Source organism: Rhizobium sp. T1470, assembly GCF_042140505.1.
GTDB classification, from domain to species: Bacteria; Pseudomonadota; Alphaproteobacteria; order Rhizobiales; family Rhizobiaceae; genus Rhizobium; species Rhizobium favelukesii.
Window position 1 is genome coordinate 3,633,729 of sequence record NZ_CP148091.1, and the last position, 20,435, is coordinate 3,654,163.

18 protein-coding genes and 1 pseudogene are annotated in these 20,435 nt (G+C 61.1%); 8 read left to right on the plus strand and 11 right to left on the minus strand.

From position 1 onward, the window contains the following. Positions 1-37 precede the first annotated feature (37 nt). Positions 38-1,013, plus strand: a pseudogene (locus WGT02_RS18310) (MBL fold metallo-hydrolase). 23 nt (positions 1,014-1,036) lie between these two features. Next, positions 1,037-1,483: a tetratricopeptide repeat protein gene (locus WGT02_RS18315; protein WP_208250563.1), complete on the plus strand. Its 447-nt coding sequence runs from the start codon at positions 1,037-1,039 to the stop codon at positions 1,481-1,483. A 136-nt stretch (positions 1,484-1,619) separates the two neighbouring features. Here the strand turns inward: WGT02_RS18315 and WGT02_RS18320 are convergent, their stop codons facing one another. The 8 genes from WGT02_RS18320 to WGT02_RS18355 all read right to left on the minus strand — a co-directional run bounded on the left by WGT02_RS18320 (position 1,620) and on the right by WGT02_RS18355 (position 10,202). Continuing rightward, the gene (locus WGT02_RS18320; protein WP_024315402.1) at positions 1,620-1,955 is read right to left on the minus strand and encodes a cytochrome C oxidase subunit IV family protein; all 336 of its coding nucleotides are present in this window, start codon (positions 1,953-1,955) and stop codon (positions 1,620-1,622) included. A gap of 9 nt (positions 1,956-1,964) precedes the next feature. Further along, entirely contained in the window at positions 1,965-2,690 is a 726-nt protein-coding gene (locus WGT02_RS18325) for a heme-copper oxidase subunit III family protein (protein WP_024315401.1), read from the minus strand. Positions 2,691-2,700: 10 nt separating this feature from the next. Then, positions 2,701-3,411 (minus strand): cytochrome c oxidase subunit 3, encoded by a 711-nt coding sequence (locus tag WGT02_RS18330; RefSeq protein WP_208249733.1) that lies wholly within the window; start codon positions 3,409-3,411, stop codon positions 2,701-2,703. Next, complete coding sequence (gene ctaD, locus WGT02_RS18335; RefSeq protein ID WP_024315399.1) at positions 3,408-5,183, minus strand: cytochrome c oxidase subunit I; 1,776 nt, start codon at positions 5,181-5,183, stop codon at positions 3,408-3,410. The genes WGT02_RS18330 and ctaD overlap by 4 nt, the downstream gene beginning before the upstream one ends. Positions 5,184-5,238: 55 nt before the next feature. Continuing rightward, complete coding sequence (locus tag WGT02_RS18340) at positions 5,239-6,048, minus strand: cytochrome c oxidase subunit II (protein ID WP_024315398.1); 810 nt, start codon at positions 6,046-6,048, stop codon at positions 5,239-5,241. Positions 6,049-6,189: 141 nt separating this feature from the next. Then, positions 6,190-6,576 carry a cytochrome c family protein gene (locus WGT02_RS18345; RefSeq protein ID WP_024315397.1) on the minus strand — a complete coding sequence of 129 codons (387 nt, stop codon included), beginning with the start codon at positions 6,574-6,576 and terminating at the stop codon, positions 6,190-6,192. 190 nt (positions 6,577-6,766) lie between these two features. After that, on the minus strand, positions 6,767-7,768 hold the full coding sequence (locus WGT02_RS18350) for an LLM class flavin-dependent oxidoreductase (RefSeq protein ID WP_208250562.1): 1,002 nt from the start codon (positions 7,766-7,768) through the stop codon (positions 6,767-6,769). Between the two features lie 124 nt (positions 7,769-7,892). Continuing rightward, positions 7,893-10,202 carry a methyl-accepting chemotaxis protein gene (locus WGT02_RS18355; RefSeq protein WP_208249730.1) on the minus strand — a complete coding sequence of 770 codons (2,310 nt, stop codon included), beginning with the start codon at positions 10,200-10,202 and terminating at the stop codon, positions 7,893-7,895. Between the two features lie 242 nt (positions 10,203-10,444). Here WGT02_RS18355 and ruvC point away from each other — a divergent pair, with 242 nt between their 5' ends. From ruvC to WGT02_RS18385, 6 genes are all read left to right on the plus strand, one after another. Beyond that, positions 10,445-10,957 carry a crossover junction endodeoxyribonuclease RuvC gene (ruvC, locus tag WGT02_RS18360; protein ID WP_072378081.1) on the plus strand — a complete coding sequence of 171 codons (513 nt, stop codon included), beginning with the start codon at positions 10,445-10,447 and terminating at the stop codon, positions 10,955-10,957. Between the two features lie 55 nt (positions 10,958-11,012). After that, positions 11,013-11,276: an AbrB/MazE/SpoVT family DNA-binding domain-containing protein gene (locus WGT02_RS18365; protein WP_024315393.1), complete on the plus strand. Its 264-nt coding sequence runs from the start codon at positions 11,013-11,015 to the stop codon at positions 11,274-11,276. After that, a complete protein-coding gene (locus WGT02_RS18370; RefSeq protein ID WP_208249728.1) occupies positions 11,257-11,673 on the plus strand; it encodes a type II toxin-antitoxin system VapC family toxin in 417 nt (138 codons plus the stop codon). The genes WGT02_RS18365 and WGT02_RS18370 overlap by 20 nt, the downstream gene beginning before the upstream one ends. A 13-nt stretch (positions 11,674-11,686) precedes the next feature. Beyond that, entirely contained in the window at positions 11,687-12,304 is a 618-nt protein-coding gene (ruvA, locus tag WGT02_RS18375) for a Holliday junction branch migration protein RuvA (RefSeq protein ID WP_024315391.1), read from the plus strand. Positions 12,305-12,383: 79 nt separating this feature from the next. Next, positions 12,384-13,424, plus strand: a complete 1,041-nt coding sequence (gene ruvB / locus WGT02_RS18380) for a Holliday junction branch migration DNA helicase RuvB (protein WP_024315390.1) — start codon at positions 12,384-12,386, stop codon at positions 13,422-13,424. 48 nt (positions 13,425-13,472) lie between these two features. Then, positions 13,473-14,036, plus strand: coding sequence for a DinB family protein (locus WGT02_RS18385; protein ID WP_024315389.1), 564 nt, complete (start codon positions 13,473-13,475; stop codon positions 14,034-14,036). A 23-nt stretch (positions 14,037-14,059) separates the two neighbouring features. On the opposite strand, the gene WGT02_RS18390 is transcribed toward WGT02_RS18385, so the two are convergent. From WGT02_RS18390 to WGT02_RS18400, 3 genes are all read right to left on the minus strand, one after another. Continuing rightward, entirely contained in the window at positions 14,060-15,442 is a 1,383-nt protein-coding gene (locus WGT02_RS18390) for a virulence factor family protein (RefSeq protein ID WP_024315388.1), read from the minus strand. Further along, on the minus strand, positions 15,439-18,042 hold the full coding sequence (mprF, locus tag WGT02_RS18395) for a bifunctional lysylphosphatidylglycerol flippase/synthetase MprF (protein ID WP_024315387.1): 2,604 nt from the start codon (positions 18,040-18,042) through the stop codon (positions 15,439-15,441). Before mprF ends, WGT02_RS18390 begins: the two co-directional genes overlap by 4 nt. A 240-nt stretch (positions 18,043-18,282) precedes the next feature. Beyond that, complete coding sequence (locus tag WGT02_RS18400) at positions 18,283-20,412, minus strand: mechanosensitive ion channel family protein (protein WP_208250561.1); 2,130 nt, start codon at positions 20,410-20,412, stop codon at positions 18,283-18,285. Between the last annotated feature and the right edge of the window lie 23 nt (positions 20,413-20,435).

Here is a 20,435-nt window from a genome sequence, read left to right on the forward strand (position 1 = left end):
GGATTTTGTCTGCCGCGCCATCAAGGGAGTGATCGCAATGTTGGTCATGTCACGTCGCACCGTTCTTGGAACGGCTGCCGCCGCTGCGGCTTTCGGCCTGTCGTCGAAACTGGAATTCATGGCGCCCGGCGCTTGCCGAGACGTCGCTCGAGCCCGCCGTCGGCTTCTACCGCTACAAGATCGGAAACGTGGAAGTTACCGCCATCTATGACGGCATCTGGCGCAAGCCCCACGACCCAGCCTTCATCAAGAACGCCTCGATCGAGGACACTCAGGAAGCGCTCGCGAAAGCGGGCCTCACCACGGAGTTCATGCCCATCCCGCTCACCGTCGTCGTGCTCAAGACGGGCGACCGGCTGATCATGATGGATGCGGGCTCCGGCATCGGTCAATGGCAGGCGAACGCCACGCATCTGCCGGCCAATATGGCAGCGGCCGGCATCGACTACCGAAAGATAGGCACGGTCATCATCTCCCATTTCCATCCGGATCACGTCTGGGGCCTGATGGAGAAGGGCACGAACGCACCGGTCTTCCGGGATGCGGAGCTGATCGTCAATGCCGACGAATACAACTGGTGGACCGAGCCCGGCCGCGTCGACAAGCTGGCGCCGGCGCGCAAGGAGGCGGGCAAGCGCATCGCCCAAGTCTTCCCGACCTGGAAGAACTGGCGGCAGGTGCAGGACGGCGCGGAGGCCGCGCCTGGTATCCGCCTGATTGCAGTACCCGGCCATACGCCCGGCCATTCCGCGTTCCTGGTCGACGGCGGCAACGAACAGCTGATGGTGTCAGCCGATACCATGTACGTGCCGGCGCTGCTCGCGCCGCATCCCGAATGGCAGGGCACTTACGACCAGGACGGGCCGATGGCTGTCGGAAGCCGCCGCAAGCTCATCGACCGCGTGATCGCCGACAACATCAAAATCTGCGGTTCGCATTTCCCATTCCCGGGTTCCGGGACCTTCGTGAAGGATGGCAACGCCTATGTCTTCACACCCACGCTGCAAGCCTGAAAACGCAAGGAGCTGACATCGTGATGAAGCATATCCTTCTCGGCCTCGCCATCGCTGTCGCGGCACCGGTTGCCGCCGCCCTACCCGCGCACGCGGTCGACAATGTGGAGACGACGGAGGCGCCGGATCTGACCGGCGTGCGCGCCAAGATCGCCGCGAAAAACTATGCCGGGGCGCTTGCCGAGCTGCGCGGGCTGGCGCAAGGCAGTCCCCAGGCAGATATCTACAATCTGATGGGATTTACGCTCAGAAAGACCGGCGACTACCGGACGTCGCTTACCTATTACACCAAGGCGCTGGAGCTTCAGCCGGACCACCGCGCGGCCCGTGAGTATCTCGGCGAGCTCTATATCGAGACCGGCGACATGGCGCATGCCCGCCAACAGCTTACTGAGCTGACGCGGCTCTGCCCAGGCGGCTGTGAGGCACGCGACGATCTGCAGCGCGCAATCGCCGCCGGTGGCAACTGAGGCAGCTGGATCAACGCCGCCCCGTGTCTTATGCGGGGTGGCGTCCATCGACGCAACCGCCTTTGCGACCTGTCCAAGCCGGCGTCTCTCACTTTATCGACAGGAAAATGCGGCAGGCCTGTTCCCGGGGCACCGGTCAGGAACCGGCGCCGCCGAGGAAGGCAAGCCGGGTGAAGATCGTGTAGTGCGACTCAGACGCCATCATCGCCACGAAGACCAGAACGAGCAGCGGCGGCAACAATATCGCATAGACAAGCGCCAACCGCTCCCATGCCATATGCATGAAGATGGCAACGATAAGCCCTGCCTTCAGCATCATGAAGACGATGATGAGCGTCCAGCGCAGATAGCCCTGAATGCCGAGATAATCGACGAGATAGGAAAAGGTGCTGAGGACGAAAAGCAATCCCCAGACGACGAGGTAAAGCCTGATCGGATGCTGTTGACCGGAATGCGCTTGTGCCTGTGCCATTATGCGACCTCACCACAGATAAAAGAACGCGAAGATGAAGACCCAGACGAGGTCGACGAAGTGCCAGTAGAGGCCCATGATCTCGACGACCTCATAATTGCCCTTGCGGCTTGTGAAGAAGCCGCGCCTGCCCGTATCGAAGTCCCCGCGCCATACCTTGCGCGCGGTAATCAGCAGGAAGATCACGCCGAACGTCACATGCGTTCCGTGAAAACCGGTGATCATGAAGAAGGATGATCCGAACTGTGCCGCACCCCACGGGTTTTCCCAAGGTCGCACGCCTTCGGTGATGAGCTTTGTCCATTCGAAGGCCTGCATTCCGACAAATGTGGCGCCAAGCATTGCGGTCAGAAGCATCAAGGCAGCCGTTTTCCCGCGCTCGCGGCGATAACCGAAGTTGACGGCCATGGCCATCGTGCCACTGCTGCTGATCAGAACGAAGGTCATGATCGCGATCAGGATCAGCGGAACCTCCTGCCCGCCGATATTGAGCGCAAAGACCTCGCTTGGATTGGGCCAGGGAACCGGCGTTGACATCCGGGCGGTCATGTAGGCCAGCAGGAAACAGCCGAAGATGAAGGTGTCGCTGAGGAGGAAGATCCACATCATGGCCTTGCCCCAGGAGACATTCTTGAACGCCCGCTGGTCCGAGGCAAAGTCGGCCGCAACGCCACGCAGCCCACTGGCGTGCGGGAGGGCTACATCTTCGGTGTCCATTCGGGTCAGTTCGGCCATTATCCACCCCTTAGGAAACGAGTTGGCGGCAGAGGTCGACGAAGTCGTTCGCCCAACCGGTGAAGAGCGCAAAGAGAAGGAGCCACACAACGAGCATGAAGTGCCAGTAGGTGGCGCAGAGTTCGATGCCGAGGCGCAGCCTGGCGGATGGAGCGGTGCTGCCGGCCAGTGATCTCACCCGTGTTCGCGCAAGCACTGCCAGCCCACCGAGAATGTGGAGGCCGTGCAACCCGGTCAGCATGTAGAAGAAGCTGTTCGCCGGGTTATCGGCCAGCACATAACCCGCCGCAACGAGCTGCAGCCAGGCCACGATTTGCCCGGCGAGGAACAGCACCGCGGTCGCCAGCGCCACATCGAGCCCCAGTCGCATGCCGTCATCGGCGCCGCGGCGCGCTTCGACCACGGCCCATTGCAGAGCTGCACAACTGGCGATCAGTACCGCCGAATTCGCAAAGAGAAGCCGAGGAACGGGGATCGCCCACCAATCGGCACCACTCATTCGCGAAAGATAAGCGCTGGCCAACAGGGAGAAGAGGGCGCCGACAACTGCGAGGAAAATGCCGAGGCCGATCTTGGCGGCGGGGATCGGCGGCTTCGCCGGTCCTTGGATATCGTCGAGCGTGCCGACCTCCATCCATGGCTTCGACATCAACCCTTGCCCCGACATCCACCAGATGACGATCGCGGCTATTCCCGCGAGGAAGACGAGAACGACGCTCATGAAGGCGCCCTCGACAATCCGGTCGTTGGCGGCTGGTTCTGGGGTATGAAGTCTTCGGCCGCACCCGGGACACTGTAGTCGTAGGCCCAGCGATAGACGATCGGAAGGTCCTTACCCCAATTGCCATGGGCGGGCGGGGTCTGTGGCGTCTGCCATTCGAGGGTCGTCGCCCGCCACGGGTTGCCGCCGGCCTCCCGACCTCGCAACAGGCTCCAGACGAGATTGAACAGGAACACCAGCTGAGCGGCGCCGACAACAAGCGCGGCGACGGAAATGAACATGTTCAGCGTATGCACAGAAGGCGGAATGAAGACCGTGTCGCCAAGCTCGAAATAGCGGCGCGGCACGCCCACAAGACCTACATAGTGCATGGGGAAGAAGATCGCGTAGGCGCCGATGAAAGTAACCCAGAAATGGATCCGCCCGAGAACCTCGTCGAGCATCCGCCCGGTAACCTTCGGGTACCAGTGATAGATTGCGCCGAAGATCACCATGATGGGAGCCACACCCATTACCATGTGGAAGTGCGCAACCACGAACATCGTATCGGACAGCGGCACATCCACCACGACATTGCCGAGAAAGAGCCCAGTCAAGCCGCCATTGACGAAGGTTACGATGAAGCCGATGGCAAACAGCATCGGCAAGGTCAAATGGATATCACCCCGCCACAGCGTCAGCACCCAGTTATAGACCTTGATCGCGGTCGGCACGGCTATGATCAGCGTCGTCGTGGCGAAGAAGAACCCGAAGTTCGGGTTCATGCCGCTGACATACATGTGATGTGCCCAGACGACGAAGCTCAGCGCCCCGATGATCACGATCGCCCACACCATCATGCGGTAGCCGAAGATATTCTTTCGGGCATGCGTGCTGATCAGATCGGAGACGATGCCGAAAGCCGGAAGCGCGACGATATAGACTTCCGGATGGCCGAAGAACCAGAAGAGGTGCTGGAAGAGGATCGGGCTGCCGCCCTCGGATTTCAGCTGCTCCCCCATCTCGACGATGGCAGGCATGAAGAAGCTGGTGCCGAGCAGCCTGTCGAACAGCATCATGACTGCAGCGACGAACAGTGCCGGGAACGCGAGCAATGCCATGACGGTGGCGGTGAAAATGCCCCAGACGGTCAATGGCATGCGCATCAGCGTCATGCCGCGCGCCCGCCCCTGCAGCACTGTGACGACATAGTTCAGTCCGCCCATCGTGAAGCCGATGATGAAGATGATCAGCGAAGACAGCATCAGGATGATGCCCCAGTCGCGCCCACCCGGCGTACCGGAGGTCAATGCCTGCGGCGGGTAGAGCGTCCAGCCGGCGCCTGTCGGACCTCCGGGCGCAAAAAAGCCGGCGACAAGCACGATGACGGCGAGCAGGTAGAGCCAATAGCTCAGCATGTTCGCATAGGGAAACACCATGTCGCGAGCGCCGACCATCAAGGGGATGAGGTAGTTGCCGAAGCCGCCGAGGAAGAGCGCGGTCAGCAGATAGATCACCATGATCATCCCGTGCATGGTGATGAACTGGTAATAGTGATCGGCGTCGATGAAGGAGAAATAGCCGGGAAAGCCGAGCTGCAGGCGCATCAGCCACGACAGGACCAGCGCCACGAAGCCGATCGCGAACGCCGTCATGGAATACTGGATGGCAATGACCTTGGCATCCTGGCTGAAGACGTACTTCGTCCACCAGCTCTTCGGATGATAGAGCTCGACATCCGCCACCTCGGCAGGCGGGATAACGTCGCCGGCACCGGTTGGAATATCAACCATCGCATGCCTTCCTTCCTCCTCCCGCCACGGCCGCTCCCCCGGCCGCAACGCCGGCCTATTTGGCCGGTTCAACCGCTGCCATCAGCTGCGAGAACGTCTGTTGCTGCGCAAGCCACGCCTGATAGGCGTCCGCCTCGTCGACAACGACCGTCCCTCGCATCTGTGGATGTCCGACGCCACAAAGCTCCGCGCACAGCACTTCGAACGTGCCCGTGCGCGTCGGCGTGAACCAGAAATAGGTGACCGAACCGGGGATCATGTCCATCTTTGCCCGGAACTCTGGAACGTAGAAATCATGCAGCACATCGACCGAGCGCAGGTGAACGCGGATCGGCTTGCCGAGCAGCAGATGCAGTTCGCCCCCTGAAATGATGATATCGTCGGGCCCTGCCGGATCGTTCCTGATCACGCCAAGTGGATTGTCGGCTGAAACCGCCCGATTGTCTGCTCTCCCGAGCTTGCCGTCGGCGCCTGGCAGCCGGAAATTCCAAAGCCATTGCTGCCCGACGACTTCGATTTCGCCAGCGTCCGGCGGAACCGTCACGAACTGGTTCCAGACGACGAGGCCAGGTGCCAGCATCGCCCCCACGCCAAGGGCCGTGCTTCCCGCAAGCCACCATTCGAGGCGCTTGTTCTCCGGCTCGTAGGCCGCCTTGTGGCCGGGCCGGTGACGGAAGCGATAGATGCAGTAGGCCATGAACGAGATCACCGCCACGAAGACAATGCCGGTGATCCAGAAGGTGATGATGATGGTATTGTCGATGTAGTTCCAGTTCGAGGCGATCGGAGTCCACCACCACGGGCTGAACAGATGGAATGCCACCGACCCGATGACGATCAGAACGAGAACCAGCACGACAACCATGCGTTCCTCCCAAGCCGTCGCATGCGGAAATTACCCGCAATCCGTTGGCACTTACGTTACGACTATCTCATAAACGATGCATGACGGCAATGCCACGAGTGAGGCCTCCAAATCAGTCGGCGAGGCCGCAATAAGCTGATTTCATTTTGAGAATTGCTTGAGATAGGCAATCAGATTGGTAATCTCGCCATCATCCTTCAGGCCGACGAATACCATCTTCGTTCCCTTAACCTTCAACTTTGGGTCGTGAAGATAATCGCGTAGCGTCGCCTCATCCCAGACCAACCCGGCTGTGCCCGCGGCCTTCATCGCCGGTGAATAGGCAAAGTTTGGATGCGTCCCGGCAGTTCGACCGAACACGTGGTTCAAGGACGGTCCGACCTTGTTCTTGTCGCTGTCGGCAATGTGACAGACCGCGCACTTCTTAAATACCGTTTCCCCGGCCGCCGCATCGCCTTCTTGGGCGATGGCAGCCGAGGTGGGAAGACAGATCAGTGAAATCAAAACAGCAAGACCATCGTAACGCATCGCAAGCCTCATCCTCCAAAGGTTGCTCGAAACCGACGGCGCGCGATTTGCGGCGTGCGCCGTCCATCCCATTTGTATCGCCACTACGCCGTGCAAACGACATGTGTGATCAAGCAAAGCTATGGTCCGGCTGCATTAAGTCAATTCGCACAAATGGCTGTGGGGCCTGAACCGCCCGCGATGCGCGACATTAGGCCGCAGCGCGGAGGAAGTTTCGGAGCCCGGCGAACAGTTCGACCGACTTCAATCTCGCCTCGATATCGTGGATCGGCATGGAGATGATGACTTCGTCCGCTTCCGTCTCGGCCAGGAAATCGGTCAGCTTTGCCTCCGCCGTCTTCTGCGAACCGACGACGGCATAGCGCAGGGTATGCTCCACCGTCAGTTTCTCCATCGGCGACCAGAAGCCCTCCATATCCTCGACAGGACGCGGAAACTGGCCGCGGACGTTGCGGCGCAGATTGACGAACTGCTGCTGGGCGGAGGTGAAAAGATACTGCGCCTCCTCGTCCGTCGCGGCGACAGAACCCATGACGCCGACCATGACATAGGGCTTGTCGAGCACGGCAGATGGCTTGAAGCGGCTGCGATAGATGTCGATGGCATCAAGTAGCGAGTCCGGTGCGAAATGCGAGGCGAACGCATAGGGCAACCCCAGCATCGCGGCGAGTTGCGCACTATAGAGACTGGAGCCCAGCAGCCAGATCGGCACGTTGGAATTCATGCCTGGAACAGCGAGGATCGCCTGATTCTCAATCGGCGCGCCGAGCAACTGCTGTAGCTCGACGACGTCGTTCGGAAAGCTCTGCGCCCCGGCGTCGAGATTGCGTCGCAGAGCCTGTGCGGTGCGCATATCGGTGCCGGGCGCACGTCCAAGGCCGAGATCGACTCGGCCCGGAAACAGAGCCTCAAGCGTTCCGAATTGCTCTGCAATGACCAGCGGCGAATGGTTCGGCAGCATGATACCGCCGGAGCCGATACGGATGCGCTTCGTCGCCGCGCCGACATGGCTGATCACCACGGCCGTCGCCGCACTGGCGATGCCCGGCATGCCATGATGTTCGGCAAGCCAAAAGCGGTTGTACCCGAACGCTTCGGCCGTCTGCGCCATGCGCGCGGAGCCCTCGAGCGACTGGCGGATCGTCCCGCCTTCTGAAACAGGAGAGAGATCGAGGATGGATAAGGGAACCATGGCGATGCCTGTCGATAGTTGGAAGGACAGGTCTATGTAGGTGTGCACTGCGCCCATTCCAAACGAGCTGAAAAGGAAAAAGGGGCGGTCTCCCGGCCCCCTCGTTCATCTCCCGAGCGCGTATTCAAGCCCGACGTCTCAGGACGTGCACCTCGGCACTCTGATGCCCCTGGGTCAGCGTGAAGTTCGCCAGCTGTCGGTCCATCTCCACAGCTTCGGTGGCGAGCCGGTGGATCGCTGCAGTGGTCTCCTCGACCATTGCAGCGTTCTGCTGCGTCATCGCATCCAGCTCGGACACTGCCGTGTTTATCTGCCGCAACGTGTCGGCCTCTTCGCGCGTCGTTTCCATGATCTCGCTGATCTGGCCGTTGATCGCCTCGACGTGGCTGCCGATCCCCATCAGCGCGTCGCCGGCACGCTCGACGAGAGATACGCCCATTTCCACCTCGCGCGTCGACTTCTGCAGCAGGCTCGCGATCTCCTTGGCAGCGCTCGACGAACGCTGCGCCAGTTCGCGCACTTCCATGGCAACGACAGCAAAGCCCTTGCCGGATTCGCCGGCACGCGCTGCCTCGACGCCGGCATTGAGAGCCAAAAGGTTGGTCTGGAAGGCAATCGCGTCGATAACGGCGATGATCGAGTTGATCTGGCGCGACGAGGCCTGGATCGCCTCCATAGCGGCAATCGTCTCGCGCATGATCTGGCTGGAGCCGGTCGTCTCCCGCTTGGCATCGCGGGCGATGCGCTCTGCCTGTTCGGCACGCTCGATCTGAACGCGGACCGACTGGGTGATCGCATCGATTGCGTTTGCAGTCTCGGTGATCGAGGCGGCCTGACGCTCGGTGCGGCCCGCCAGTTCGTCGGCGCCCGTGCGCATTTCCTCCGAACCCGAGCGCACGGCCATGGAATTGCCGCCGATCGCCGTCATCGTTTCGCTAAGGGCAGCCAGCGCTTCGTTGAAATTGATGCGCAGGCTTTCGAGCTCGTTCGGGAAGCGGGTCTCGATCTGATAGGCAAGATCGCCATTGGCAAGGTGATGCAGGCCCTGGTCGACCGCTTGAACGACCTCCTGCAATGTCCGGGCTTCCGTCTCGCGCTCGGCCATGTGCTGCTGGCGATCCCGCTCCGCGCGGGCCCGGGTTTCGTTGCTGGCGGCTTCCAGTTCACGGCTTTCAACCAGCGACTGCTTGAACCTTGCCAGTGCCTTCGCCATCGTGCCGATCTCGTCGCCGCGGTTCTGGCTGCCGATCTCGACCGCGAGGTTGCCGTCGGCGACATCGCGGGTGACGCCGGCAAGGCGGGCAAGCGGCGAGAAGAGCCGCTTGGTGATCACCCAGGTCGCCACGGCCATGACGACGAGAACACCGAAAGCAATCATCGTCAGCAGCGTCGCGATTTCGAGAGAGCCGGCGTTGAGTTCGCTGAGCCGCACGCTTTCCACCACGAGGAAGCGGGAACCCTGATAATCGATGCCGCGGACATAGGCCCGCGCCAAGCCATCGGCACGATCGAAGTCGTCGACCGTCATGCCGTTTGCCAAAAGCGCGTCCTTGGCGAATGTGAAAGGCGCGGTATCGAGCGTGACGAGCTGGCCGCTGGCGTTCACGCCGATAGCTGCGCCGCCATCCGAGATGATCGCCGCCTGTGCTGTGCTGCCGGCGACAATTCCCTTGGCGAGAATGCTGGTGATGATGTCCTCACGCACCTTAAAGAGCATGACACCCTTGGCGGCACCAAGCTTGACGATCGGCACGGCGTAGAAGATTGCCGACTTGCCGCTCGCCGCGTCGACGCGAAGACCGGAAAAGCCCGTCGGCGCGGAATCGTCTGTCGCCTTGGCCGTGTTCTCGATGGCCTTGGCGAAGGCGAGACCGGCGCCGGTCGACTTCCATGCGTCGGTCTTCAGATTTTCAGCGAAATCGTCGTTCTTTCGGTAGGAGTAGAGAACGTTGCCATCGAGATCGGCAATCAGCAGGTCGCTGAAGGCGGTGTTCTCGAGATCACGGGCCACCTCGGCCTGCGTCGTCTCATGGTTGGAATAGTAGAAGCCGCTTGGCGCCTCCGGCTTCATCAGCTTCTCGCGGTGGTCGGCCGGGTTCGGATTGTTGGTGATGAACACCTTCTTCAATTCGGCCCGAGCATCGCCCGAAGTCTTCTCGATGGTCTTCCAGCCGCTTTTCAGGCTTGTGATCGACATTTGCAGCGCTTCGATGCGCGCAATCGAGTTCGCCTGGTTTTCCAGCTGCTCAAGCTGATCCTGCAGCATGTCGCCGCGGAAGATCAGGACGCTTTCCTTTGCCTTGAGGGCCTGTTCGCCGGAAATGCGGCTGCTGGCGAAGTAAGCGAGGACGTTGATGACCGCGATCGACAGTGCGGTTAGCAGAATGAAGGTGGCGATGACCTTGAAGGACAGGGATTGAAATCTCTGAACCATGAACGATGAACCCTTCCGGAACGGCCCTTACCGGCAGGACGCGGAAACGCCCTGCCGACTGACCTGAAAACAGAGCACGGGAGCCTTGCCTTCTCAGGAAGGGAGCTCCTCTGACATTTTATGGATCAAAACTCGGCTACGGAGCTTAAATTGCCGTAAACGGCCGCCCTCAAAAACAAGCAATGTTTTTGTTTTGTTCACTTATCGATGGCAGTTATTTCACGAGTGCAATAGGGTGAAGCATGCAAAATACGATTCGCATCATCGGCGTTGATCCGGGCCTGCGCCGCACCGGTTGGGGAATTATCGACACGCTCGGCAACTCCCTGCGCTTCGTCGCTTCCGGGACTGTCACCTCGGACGGCGACATGGACCTCGCCTCGCGCCTTTGCCAACTGCACGACGGCCTGGCGGACGTCGTGCATAGCTACAAGCCGGATGAGGCTGCAGTCGAACAAACCTTCGTCAACAAGGATGCCGTGGCGACACTGAAACTCGGCCAGGCCCGCGGTATTGCCATGCTGGTGCCTGCCCGTGCCGGATTGCCGGTCGCAGAATACGCTCCAAACGCCGTCAAGAAGGCCGTGATCGGCGTTGGCCACGGCGAGAAGAAACAGATCCACATGATGCTGAAGATCCTGATGCCGAAGGTCGAGTTCAAGGGCGACGACGCCGCCGACGCGCTCGCGATCGCCATCTGCCACGCCCACAACCGCGGCAGCAGTCGCATTCGGCAGGCAGCGCTTGCAGGATAACCTGTTCTTGACTTGTTCTCATTGCATGATAAGTAATACCGGAGAGGTATTACCATTGCGCGTGACTGAAAAAGGCCAGGTGACTATCCCAAAGGACATCCGCGACCGATTGAACATCGGCCCTGGATCGGAAGTGGATTTCATTGCCGACGACAAGGGCGCCAGGCTGGTTGTCGTCGCCGACGGCAGATCAGTATCCGAGGCCGACTTCGAAACCTGGCTGAAAAGCGTTTCGGGGACGTTCGACACCGGTGGCATGACTGCGGACGAGTATATCGAATGGCTTAGGGGACCGCGCGATGACCTCGGTCCTCGTTGACACCAACGTCTTCATCGAAGTGTTCGGTCCGGAGACACGTTTCAAGGAATGGTCTTCCGAGATGATCCTGCGGCTCAGGCCGCAGGCACGGTTCATCCTGACACCGATCGTCTGGGCCGAATTGGCGAGCATGGCGCCAAGCGAAGACGAACTGATGTTCATGCTGGCGCGTCTCAATCTGGTCCGCGAGGCCTTGCCATTTTCCGCGGCCTACCATGCTGGAATGGCCCATTTCGCCTATCGCCGAGCTGGTGGCCTGCGCGAGCGAACCCTGCCGGACTTCCTGATCGGGGCGCACGCATCGGTGCGTTCGCACCGCCTGCTGACACGCGATGCCGAGCGCTATCGCGCCTACTTCCCCTCGCTCGACATCATCTCCCCTGAAACCCATTCCTGACGGACTTCCATTTATGATCGGCAAGCTCAAAGGCACCATCGATGAAATCGGCGACGATTATGTGCTCGTCGACGTCCACGGCATCTGCTACGTCGCCTTCTGCTCGGCCCGCACCCTGTCGCGGCTCGGCTCTGTTGGCGAGGCCTGCGTGCTTTTCATCGAAACCTACGTTCGTGAAGACCAGCTGAAGCTCTTCGGCTTCATGACTGCCCTGGAGCGGGAGTGGTTCAACCTCCTGCAAAGCGTTCAGGGCGTCGGTGCGAAGGTGGCGCTCGCCGTGCTTTCAACGCTGCCGCCGAGCGAACTTGCGACCGCCATCGCGCTGCAGGATCGCACGGCCGTCTCGCGTGCCCAGGGTGTTGGCCCCAAGGTTGCCGTGCGCATCGTCACCGAACTCAAGAACAAGGCGCCGGCCTTCGCGGGAGAAGCCTCCGGCACCATCGGCCTCAAACAGGAGCTCGGCGAAGGTGTTGCCGCGGCTCCCGTTGCCGATGCGGTATCCGCGCTGACAAATCTCGGCTATTCGCGTGATCAGGCTGCCAATGCCGTTGCGGCAGCAATGAAGACCGCCGGTGAAGGCGCCGATAGCGCCAGGCTGATCCGGCTCGGGTTGAAGGAATTGGCTCGCTGATCCATCTGCCCGGGCGGGTGCCAAAGCCGCCCGCTTGGTGTATTGGTCGCGAGCGTTTGAAGATTGGGAAAATGCCAGCATGAGTGAAGCCGCGCGCCTGATATCCTCGCAAAAGCGAGGCGAAGACCTGGATGTGACGCTGCGGCCGCAATCGCTTGACGAGTTCACCGGCCAGGCGGAGGCGCGCGCGAACCTGAAGGTCTTCATCGAGGCTGCGAAGAACCGTGGCGAAGCACTCGACCACGTGCTTTTCGTCGGCCCACCCGGGCTCGGCAAGACGACGCTCGCGCAGATCATGGCGAAGGAACTTGGCGTCAATTTCCGCTCGACCTCCGGCCCGGTGATCGCCAAGGCAGGCGATCTTGCGGCCCTCCTGACCAATCTCGAAGAGCGTGACGTGCTCTTCATCGACGAAATCCACCGGCTCAACCCGGCTGTCGAAGAAATTCTCTATCCCGCAATGGAGGATTTTCAGCTCGACCTTATCATCGGCGAGGGCCCCGCAGCACGCTCGGTCAAGATCGACCTGTCGAAGTTCACCCTCGTTGCCGCGACAACGCGCCTTGGCCTGCTGACCACGCCGCTGCGTGACCGCTTTGGCATTCCCGTCCGTCTGAGCTTCTACACCGTCGAGGAACTGGAGCTGATCGTTCGTCGTGGCGCACGCCTGATGAACCTTCCCATGACCGACGAGGGCGCGCGCGAAATTGCCCGGCGAGCCCGCGGCACGCCACGCATTGCCGGTCGCCTGCTGCGCCGGGTGCGCGATTTTGCTGAAGTGGCCAAGGCCGAGGCTGTCACCCGCGAGATCGCCGACGAGGCGCTGACACGGCTCCTCGTCGACAATATGGGCCTCGATCAGCTCGACAAGCGTTATCTCAACATGATCGCGGTCAATTTCGGCGGCGGCCCCGTCGGTATCGAAACCATCGCCGCAGGCCTTTCCGAGCCGCGCGATGCGATCGAGGACATCATCGAGCCCTATATGATACAGCAGGGTTTCATCCAGCGTACTCCACGCGGCCGCGTCCTGACCGCGACGGCCTGGAAGCATCTCGGCATGCAGCCTCCCAAGGATCTCGAGGCCGCACAGTTTCGGTTGTTCCAGGAAGACGACTGAGGCTTGCGGAGCTATTCGGGTGGCGCCGTCAAGAATGGGAGTTATCTGATGCCGACGTTCGACCCGTGCAGGACCGCCCGCAAGCTCGCCTACAACAACGCGCTCGCAAACCACCGGCTGCATGACGCCTGCCGCCGCTTGATGCCCGGGGAGTTCGAGGCTGTTCGAGCAAGTTTCTTTCCGTCGATCAAGGCAACGCTCAACCACAGTCTGACGGTCGATTGGTTTTACGTTGATGCGCTGGAAGGCGGCACGTTGGGGCCGTCGGCCTGGGACATCGAGGAGCCGTTCGACGACATCGCAACGCTTGCGACCGAACAGGCCAAAGTCGATCGCCGGCTGGTCGCACTCTGCGAAGCGGCGACCCCGGAAAAGCTGGCGTCGGTGACCGAGATCCATCGCACCGAACGCATCCAGCGCGAGCGGATGGAAGACGTTTTGAACCATCTGTTCCAGCACCAGACACATCACCGCGGTCAGGTTCACGCGATGTTGGCGGGAACGAGCGTGCGCCCGCCACAGCTCGACGAATTCATCGTCGCAGACGACAGTCGCTTTCGGAGCGGCGATATCGCCGCCCTCGGCTGGAGTGAAGACGACTTGATGCGCTAGAACGTTAAGGCGCGCGACGCGCCCTAGTCCTGCAGTCGCGTCTTCAGCCCGTCGATGATCGTCTTGGTCAAGAGGTCATAGTTCTCATCGAAGTGGTGGTCGCCGGCAAGAGCGATCACATCGACACCGCTGTCCTTGAGGTCAGGACAAGCCACCTCGTCGTCATCTTCCTTGCCGTAGATGCACTGGACGATCTTCGGATCGAGCTTCTTCAGGTCATCAACCGGGTCGCCACCGGCACCTTCCGTCTTCTGGCCGAGCCAGCCCATGACTGAGATCTGGTAATCGACCTCGTGCGAGAGGGACAGCAGCGACATCTGCGTGACAGCTGTCTTGGCGGCTGGCTTCAGTCGCGAATAGGCGGCAGGCACGACGTCGGCGCCGAAGGAATAGCCGATGAGCAGAACGTGCTTCACCTTCCACTGCTTTCGATAAAGCTCGATAATCTTGCCGAGATCGTCGGCCGTTTGCTGCGGCTCCCGTTGCGACCAGAAATAATGAAGCGAGTCGACGCCGACCACAGGGATGCCCTGCTTCTGAAGCGAGGCACCAACCTCCTTGTCGATGTCGCGCCAGCCGCCGTCACCGGAAAAGATGACCGCCATCGTGTCGAAGGCCGGCTTGGCATCCAGAATGGTGAGCGGCAGGCCGAGCGGATTGTCGGCACTGCCGGAAGCGTCGATCAGGTCCGAGAGCGTTTCGCCGAGCGTCGTCTGTGCATTGTCCGCGGAGTCGCGGATCTCGATGTCGGAATGCTGCTTCTTGAGCTCCTCGACGTGGGCGCGCCCGTCCTTGCTTGCTGAGGCCGTGAACGACGCGATGATCGGGTCCGGCAGCGATGTATCGCTCAGCCCATAGATCATGCGATCGCCGACCGTCTGCTTCTTGGCCGGCGTGCAGAGCTCCTTGGTAAGCGGGATGCCCGCAACCGGATCGATCGCCAGCGTCTGGCCGATGGTCGCATCCGGGGTCTGTGCAGCAATCGCCAGTGCCAGCGCGCCGCCCTCGCCGACGCCGGCAACGATCGGTAGATGGTATGCGCTGTTGCCCGCTGCGCGCTGGACCTGCTGGCTCAGCGATTCGATATCGGACACCATATAGATGCAGCCGTCATTCTGGCTGACGTCGTCGTTTCTGAGCGCATCCATATAGGACGCGAAGTCGATGCCGATGACGACGGTCCCTTGTTCGACAAGCCGGTCGGCCTCCGCCTTCTCGTTGTCGCCCCAGCCGGCGCCATCCGATATCAGCACGACGGCCCCTTTGACGTCACCGTCGGGAAGGAAGATGTGTGGTGAAGGAATTAGTCCGGTTTCGAAGCTCTGCGTCGTCTCGGTCGCCGCCATTGCCGCCGGAACGAACAGTGACAGGGCGCAGACGGCTGCAAGAAGGTGTCTTTTCATCATTTCCTCACTACCCCTCTCAATCCGCCGCCGATCAGGAATGTTGCGTCCATCAGAGCGATCATCGGATTGCCTCCACCCGAAACCGCAAGATACCGCGGATGCCATTGCGGATGAAACTTTGATTTGAAAGCCCTGAGGCCTTTGAAGTTATAAAATCGCTCGCCGTGCTCGAAGACGGTGCTGCCGATACGATCCCATACCGGCGCCATCTCGCGCTTCGACATGCCCGAGAGCGGCGCCATACCGAGATTGAAATGCGAAAACCCTTGGTCGCGCAGGTATTCCATGATCTGGACGAAGAGAAAGTCCATCGACCCCTTCGGCGCATCCGGCGAGAAGCGCATCAGGTCGATGGTCCCCTCATCCTTCGCCACCGTTATCAGGATATTGGCGAAAGCGACAATCTTGCCTTCACGCTTCAGGATGCCAACCGGCTGAGCAACAATATAGTCAGGATCGAACGCACCCAGCGAGAAGCCCTTCTCCTTGGCATTGTGATCCTCGAGCCAGGCATTCGAAACCGCCGCAAGCTCATCCATCGCCGCCGGAACATTTTCAGGCGCGATCACCTCGAATTCAAGGCCGTCACGTTGCGCACGGCTCGCCGTTTGCCGCAGGTTTGCCCACTTGCCACCTTTCATCTCGAACGTTTTCAGATCGGCAACAGCGAGCTCGCCCAGTTTGAATGCGCGCAGCCCCGCATCGGCACAGTGGGAAAGAAGCGCCGGCGAGATCTGGTAGAAGACCGCGCGGCATCCGGCGGCGCGTGCAGACTCCACGAAACGCCAGACCAGCTCCGGAATGGCGCTGCGCTCACCGATCGGATCGAAGAGAGCGATCCATGAGCGTCCCTGCCTTCCGTACATGATGAAGGCATCGCCTTTCTCGGAGAACATGATGCTCTTGTCGCCCATGCGCACCAGATTGGCGTCGGCATAACGCTGTTTCTCGACGATATCGACCGCCCGCTGCAAGGCGTCCGTTGACGCAGGCTCCGGCTTGACCGCCACCGGACGAAGCAGACTGAAAATCGCAATCGCCGAGGAAATGATGGAGATGCCGAGTACGGCGCGCAAACCTCGCGGCGCTTCGCCGGCGAATTCGAACTGCCACCAGAGCTCGCTGGAGTACTCGACGTCGCGGTAGACGAAGAGCAGGATCACGATCGCACCGACGCAGATGACGGCGATGGCCATCAGCCACGAGGCCGTCAGCGTCTGGTTGAGAAGAGACGCATGTCTGCGGAACAAACGGCGGCTGACGAAGAGGCCAAAGATCAGGAAGCCGAGGAAACATGCCTCAACCAGCGCAATCGCCTTCAGGAGAGACAGCGTCAGCGCCGCTGCGGCCGACAGGATCGACACCCACCAGGCACCGTCGAGCTTCTGCCCGAGTCCCCGTGCGGCAACGACCAGTGCCAGTCCGAGCAAGCTCGACAGGAAATGCGCGCCTTCGACGATTGGCAGCGGCAGGTAGTTCGCAAGGAATTCGAGATTCTGGTCCGGCGTTGGCGTCACGCTCGAGAAGACCAGCATGACGCCGAGGAGCAGCGACAGCGTCGAGAGCAACTGCGGCATCAACCGGATGCCGATCCTGCGGATGCCTGACGCAACCGGGTGATCTGCAAACCGGCGAAGCTCGGTCGCCGACACCGCAAGCACGGCGATCAGTAGCGGCAGAACATGGTAGATCAGGCGATAGAGCACCAGCGAGCCAAGCACCGCGTCGATGTTCACAGCACTGCCAAGCGAAGCGATGATAACGGTCTCGAACACGCCGAGACCGGCCGGCACGTGGCTCAAGACACCAAGGCCAACGGCGATCGCATAGACCGCCAGGAACACCGGCCAGCTTATCGCGGCCTGTGGCAGCAAGACATAGAGGACAGTCGCCGAGGCGGCGATGTCGAAGGCGGTGACCAGGAACTGCCGCGACCAGGTGCGTGAATCCGGCAGCCGGATCTCGACCGGACCAAGGTGGATCGCGCGCCCGTCGCGCCCCATGAACATGATGACGCCAAGGCCGGCGATGACTGCACCGGCCAACAGCCGCAGGGTAAGGCTACCGACATTGATCAGAGGCGCAATCTCGTCGGCAATGATCAGGAGCGCGATTGCCGCGACCCCTGCAAGCCCGAGCCCGAATGACAGCGTCACGAACGCAATGACGCGCCCGATCTCCTCAGGCGTCAAACCGAGGCGCGAATAGGCGCGGTACCGGATTGCACCGCCGCTCAATGCCCCGAAACCTGCGGTGTTGCCCACCGCATAGGCGCTGAAGCCGGTTAGCGCCACCTGCGGAAACGGCAGCTTGCGGCCGACATATTCGATGGCGTTCACGTCATAGAAGACAAGGGCGAGGAAGCTCAGGCCCGTAAAGACCAGCGCAAGCACGATTGAGCTGGCCTTTGTATCGGCCAGTGCCCGAACCACGTCGTCGTAACGCACTTCGTTCGTCAGCTGAACGATCGCAAAGCCGACGAGACAGAAGAGCGCGAGCGTCGCCAATGCCGTCAGGAGCGCGCGGTAGCGCCTGAACAATCCACGCATCGAAGATTCGTCGGCGCCTTCGATTTCTTCCAAATTGCCGTGCCCCGCCATCTCGTACCGTCGCCATATCCCAGTTCAGCGGGAATCATCTTCGAAACACGTAACATGGGCGGCCCGTAAGCTCTATGAACGCCTGTCCGACCCTGACCCGCCGCTGTCGCCTGCTTCGTCTCCAATTGGGGCAAATTTGGCGCAGGGCGCGCCCGCGCACATTGCAATTTCGTAACGTTGACGGGGCTGGGGCGGCAATAAGAGAATTGCGCAAGCTCGGCTCGGTCCGACAGTCGAACGTCACACCGCAGGCTCCTCCGAACTTGGCCGTTGCGAAAGGCGGCTTGCGGCGGCCGCGCGCGCGTCGGCCTCATGCCCTTCGCTGGAGACCTGCACCGTCGGCACAGCAAACTCGATGCCGTTCTCCTTAAAGGCGTTGCGGATCATGGCCAACGCATTGCGCCGGATGACGAACTGCTCGCCCGGTTTCGTCATCATTGCAAGGCGGATAACAATCGCGAACTCGCCAAACTGCTCCACGCCTTTCATCTTCAGCGTCTCGATGATGTGCGGACTATAGTCGGGATTGTCCAACAACTGCTGTCCGATCTGCTTGATCACCTTCTTCGCCTTCACCAGATCGGTGTCATAGGTCACGTTCAAGGTGATCTTGTCGATCGTCCAGTCGCGATTGAGGTTCTTGACCGCCCCGAGTTCGCCGAACGGCACCGTCGTCAGCGGTCCCCTATGATGCCTGAGCTTGACGGAGCGCAGGCTGAAGGCCTCGACTACGCCCTTGTGGCTGCCGCTCTCGATGTATTCCCCGACACGGAAGGCATCGTCCCAAAGATAGAACATGCCGCTGATGACATCCTTCACGATGGTTTGCGCGCCAAAGCCAACGGCGACACCGACGACGCCGGCACCTGCGATCAGAGGAGCGATCTGGACTCCGAGACCGGACAACACCATTAGAACCGCGATGACGGCGATGATGACGGCAAGAATGTTGCGAAAGATCGGCAACAGGGTCTGCAGACGCGCCCGCCTTGCCTTCTCCTCGTCCGTGGCGGCGCCATCGACGCGAGCTTCGTCCAGCTTGCCGTTGATGTAGGCACGGGCCAGGTGCCAGAGCAGATCCGCGGCAAGCAGAATGACGATCCCGCCGATCGCACCGCGGGCAATGCGATCGACCATCGTCTCCCCCGCTGCCATTCGATCCGCGGCAAGGCCAAGCATGCGGCCGAACCAGAATGCTGCGGCGGTGATGATGAGGGCCCGAACGCCGCGATCGAGCAGCACGGTGGCGATCGTGCGTTTTGCAAGTAGCCCGGCCTCCGCCCGGTGCAGGGAGCGAACCGCCAGCGTGGCAACGGCAAGCGCCCGCGGCAGCAGCACGGCGTAGATACCGATCCACAGCAAAAGGTTGAACCCCGTGACCCAGAGAACCCAGAGCAATCCGAAGTAGATCGTCAGCGCCCAGGACAGCGTGAGGCTACGATGCTCCCCTTCCTCCACCGGACGGGACCAGACAGCCTCGACGGCGATCGCGAACAATCCAAGGCCAAGGATATAGGCGACGAAATAGCGGGCGCCATCGGAGAAGCCGAGCGGGACCATGACCTGGATCGCCGCCCAGCCGAAGGCGAAATAGATGAGGAAGAGGGCGCAGCGGCGGAACCAGAACAAGGCCTTCGCGCGCGAGATCTGACGCTCGCCATCCGCCCGTGGCAGGGTGACAAGTGCAACCAGCAGCCGTCCCGACGCGACGGCGAAGCGGGCGACGATCAGCGCGATCGCAATCGCGATCGCCATGGACCGCGTGATCGGCGGCCAGTTGAAGGCCAGCAGCGGCACCAGCGTGGCCACGGCGAACACGACAGCCGGCACGATGCGATAGAAGAGATTTGCCGTGGCATGGTGCGCGACCGTCATGACCTCGTCGTCACTTTGCCTAATCTGCGGTTTCGGAACGACGATGCGGAACAGCAACTCGACCAACGCTCCGGCCAGAAACAGCATAACGACTTCGGTCGTTATCAGCACCCAACCGCTCGGCGCGACCTCACGCTCGACGATATCGGAAGCGGACGCCACCTCGTCGGGAATCGCCATCGCCGCGTCGGAGACCATCTCGACATGACGGCGCGCTTGGCCGACGAGCTCCGACAATGCCGACACCTCTGCGGTCTCGGCCTGTGTGGATGTCGGCGCGGCTTTCATCTGCGTCGCCATCCACTCTTTCACCTGCGGCGTCTGCATCAGCTCGAGCATCTGCCGCACTTCCGCAGGTGGTTGCGCAGCGGTGGCCGAGGAAGGAGCCGAAGGTGGGTTCGCAGTCTGGGCGATAGCAGCCCCAGCAAGAGCAAGGACGAATGTTATCGATATTAGCAGGTGCAATATGCCACGTGCGCCAATTGCAAGACCCATCATTCATTGTCCCCTGATGCGAT